Genomic DNA, 3,168 nt, shown 5'->3' on the forward strand with positions numbered 1-3,168 from the left:
CCGTCGGCGTAGACGGCGAAGCCGCGCTCGGCGCAGCGCCGGTAGAACGCGGCCAACACGCCCAGCTCGGCGCAGGTGAAGTTCCACTGCGGCGGGTCACCGCGCTCGTCGCGCAGCGCGTCGAGCCGGCTCTCCAGCCACCGCAACTGCTGCTCGGCCAACCTGCCGTCGCCGAGCAACGAGCGCAGCACCGTGCTCACCGACTCGAAGGTCACCGCCTCGCCGTACGCGCGGTGCCCGGCCACGAACCGCTCAATGCCGCTGGCGATCCAGGAACAGCCGTCCGGGTCGATCACCGGGTCCTCGTCCTCGGCCGCGGCATCTGTGGCGTACAACACACCTTCGAGGCCGAGAAGGAGATCCACCAACTCGGTGTACGCGGTCGCCCGGATGGTGCCGGTCTTCGCGATTAGCTCGGCCAGCGCCGCCGTCGGCGCGGAGATGCGCGGCACGTCGACGATCTCGCCGAAGTCGACGAACTCGGCCGGCGCGACCGGATCGTAGAAGCGGCCGGTCCGCGGCCAGTGCACCGCGACGTTGTCCAGCCCCATCTGTCACCTCTTAAAGAGCACGTGTCGGGTCGATCGAGTCGATCGTCCCGGTTCCGGCCGGTAAAGATCAAGCCTGGTACCGGGGCGCCGCAAACGTACGGCACGGACGCTTCGGCCGCGACCCCCGACCCGCCCGAGCGCGGGTCAACCCGTCCGGGGGCGGCGCGTGCGATCGGACCCTGGCGTGTGGGGGGAGTCGCGGGCAACGGGGTTCTGCCGGCTACGGACTTCTCAGCCGGCTCTCTGAGGGTGCCGAGTGGTGGTTCTGTCCCCCGCGCACAGTAGGATTGACAGCGAGACGAAGACCCGGTGCGGGAGAGCGACGGGGCCGACGGCCCCAGATTCATTCTCCACGTCGGGTCGAGCCGATCGCGATCCGCGGGCAACCGCGGCGACCGGCGCGTTCGACCCGCTGTCCGGAGGTCTCCGGCACCGGTCCACGCGCCGACGTCGCGTCATGTCCGCCGAACCCGCGCCCGACGCGCCCTACCGGCGTGGCTGACGCGAGAAAGTGGCCGAGGGTGGCAGCGCAGGACAAGCAGGAGTACGGCGCAGAGTCGATCACCGTTCTCGAGGGGCTGGAGGCGGTCCGCAAGCGGCCCGGTATGTACATCGGGTCCACCGGCGAGCGCGGTCTGCACCACCTCGTCTGGGAAGTTGTCGACAACGCTGTCGACGAGGCGCTCGCCGGATACTGCGACACCATCGACGTGGTGCTGCTCGCCGACGGCGGCGTCCGGGTCACCGACAACGGCCGAGGTTTCCCGGTCGACCTCCACCCGAAGCTCAAGAAGCCGGGCGTCGAGGTCGCGCTGACCATCCTGCACGCGGGTGGCAAGTTCGACGGCAAGGCGTACGCGGTCTCCGGCGGCCTGCACGGCGTCGGTGTGTCCGTGGTGAACGCGCTCTCCACCAAGATGTTCGTCGAGATCCACAAGTCCGGTGCCGTGTGGCGGCAGCACTACACCAACTCCAAGCCGAGCCCACTGGAGAAGGGCGAGGCCACCGACCGCACCGGCTCGGCGGTCTCCTTCTGGCCCGACCCCGACGTGTTCGAGACCGTCGACTTCGACTTCCAGACCATCTACCGACGCCTGCAGGAGATGGCCTTCCTCAACCGCGCCCTGCGCATCCACCTGCTCGACGAGCGGGTGGCCGAGGAGGAGGACGGCCGGCAGCGCGAGGTGACCTTCTACTACGAGGGCGGCATCGCCGACTTCGTCCGACACCTCAACGCCTCGAAGAGCCCGATCCACAAGACCGTGGTCGAGTTCGGCGCCGAGGAGGAGGGCATGTCGCTCGAGATCGCCATGCAGTGGAACGAGTCGTACGGCGAGTCGGTCTACACCTTCGCCAACACGATCAACACCCACGAGGGCGGCACCCACGAGGAGGGTTTCCGGTCCGCGCTGACCAGCGTGGTCAACCGGTACGGCACCGACAAGAAGCTGCTCAAGGGCGACGAGAAGCTCTCCGGCGAGGACATTCGCGAAGGGCTCGCGGCGATCATCTCGGTCAAGCTGGCCAACCCGCAGTTCGAGGGTCAGACCAAGACCAAGCTCGGCAACACCCCGGTGAAGAGCTTCGTGCAGCGGGTCTGCAACGACCGGCTTGTCGACTGGTTCGACCGCAACCCGGCCGAAGCCAAGATGATCATCACCAAGGCCTCCCAGGCGGCCCGTGCCCGGATCGCCGCGCAGCAGGCCCGCAAGCTGGCCCGGCGCAAGTCGCTGCTGGAGTCCGGCTCGATGCCGGGCAAGCTGGCCGACTGCCAGTCCACCGACCCGCGCGAGTCCGAGGTGTTCATCGTCGAGGGCGACTCGGCAGGCGGCTCGGCCAAGCAGGGCCGCGACCCACGGACCCAGGCGATCCTGCCGATCCGCGGCAAGATCCTCAACGTGGAGAAGGCCCGGATCGACCGGGTCCTGAAGAACAACGAGGTCCAGGCGCTGATCACCGCGCTCGGCACCGGCATCCACGACGACTTCGACATGGAGAAGCTGCGCTACCACAAGGTGGTGCTGATGGCCGACGCCGACGTCGACGGCCAGCACATCCAGACGCTGCTGCTCACCCTGCTGTTCCGTTTCATGCGGCCGCTCGTCGAGATGGGCAACGTCTACCTGGCCGCCCCTCCGCTCTACAAGATCAAGTGGAACAAGAAGGGCGACGACGCGCAGTACGCCTACTCCGACCGCGAGCGGGACGGGCTGATCGCGCTGCGCCAGCAGAAGAAGCCGAACGCCAAGCCGGACGACATCCAGCGCTTCAAGGGCCTCGGCGAGATGAACTATCCCGAGCTGTGGGAAACCACGATGAACCCGGCGACGCGTACCCTGCGTCAGGTCACTCTCGACGACGCGGCAACCGCCGACGAGTTGTTCAGCGTGCTGATGGGTGAGGACGTCGAAGCCCGCCGGTCGTTCATCCAGCGCAACGCCAAGGACGTCCGGTTCCTGGACATCTGACAGACCGTGGCGGGGGGGGGGGGGGGGGGCCCCCCCCCCCCCCCCCCCCCCCCCGGGACCCCCCCCCCGGGGGGGGGCCACAACCGGGGTAAACAACCCGAAACAACCACCCGGGGTGGGTTGGGTGTTAAAATAGCCACTGTGACGCC

General features: G+C 68.3%; 2 protein-coding genes. One reads left to right on the top strand and one right to left on the bottom strand.

The genetic code is table 11. The features are described 5' to 3' along the window. Window positions 1-551, bottom strand: a 551-nt coding sequence (locus tag ACGFIQ_RS10225; RefSeq protein ID WP_393242112.1) for a hypothetical protein, incomplete at its 3' end; no start/stop codon positions are given. A gap of 521 nt (window positions 552-1,072) precedes the next feature. Here ACGFIQ_RS10225 and gyrB point away from each other — a divergent pair. Beyond that, window positions 1,073-3,019 (top strand): DNA topoisomerase (ATP-hydrolyzing) subunit B, encoded by a 1,947-nt coding sequence (gene gyrB / locus ACGFIQ_RS10230; protein WP_179781522.1) that lies wholly within the window; start codon window positions 1,073-1,075, stop codon window positions 3,017-3,019. The last annotated feature ends 149 nt before the right edge of the window (window positions 3,020-3,168 follow it).

Origin of the sequence: Micromonospora sp. NPDC048898 (assembly GCF_043198035.1) — a bacterium.
GTDB lineage: Bacteria > Actinomycetota > Actinomycetes > Mycobacteriales > Micromonosporaceae > Micromonospora.